The organism is Rhodococcus sp. Eu-32 (assembly GCF_003336925.1).
Lineage (GTDB): Bacteria > Actinomycetota > Actinomycetes > Mycobacteriales > Mycobacteriaceae > Rhodococcoides > Rhodococcoides kyotonensis_B.
On the sequence record NZ_QGNK01000056.1, the window covers coordinates 1 to 601 of the forward strand.

1 protein-coding gene is annotated in these 601 nt (G+C 58.4%); it reads left to right on the forward strand.

Annotated elements, in window-relative coordinates:
- Positions 1-148: Rop family plasmid primer RNA-binding protein (locus DK926_RS26280; RefSeq protein ID WP_114332835.1), on the forward strand; the 148-nt coding region annotated here is incomplete at its 5' end.
- Between the last annotated feature and the right edge of the window lie 453 nt (positions 149-601).

The window sequence follows — 601 nt, forward strand, 5'->3', positions numbered from 1 at the left end:
CAGAGGCCAGACATTAACGCTGCTGGAGAAGCTCAACGAACTGGACGCGGATGAACAGGCAGACATCTGTGAATCGCTTCACGACCACGCCGATGAGCTTTACCGCAGTTGCCTCGCACGCTTCGGGGATGACGGTGAAAACCGCTGACACATGCAGCTCCCGGAGACGGTCACAGCTTGTCTGTGAGCGGATGCCGGGAGCAGACAAGCCCGCCAGGGCGCGTCAGGCCGTTGACCTTTGGGGTGTCGGGGCGAAGCCCTGACCAGGTGGGGAATGTCTGAGTGCGCGTGCGCGGTCCGACATTCCCACATCCTGTCCCGAAAATTCCCGCCGTTTCTCGGTTTTTTGAGCGTCGCAGACCGCACGACAAACGAAACGAAGTGTAGTTTGTATGAGTGCGCACTTCGTGAAATTCCCCGACTGCCAGTTTGTCGATCGCGCGGAACAGCTGTGGCACGAAAACGGCAGAATGATTTGCTGTCCGGTTGCCAGAACTGCGCGCTTACGTGGAGGGCGGCGCGGCGCAAAAACTGCCGACATTGCGCCAGTGTTCCGGTGACACAAACCCGCAGAAATCGGGACAGGATGTGTAATCGTATA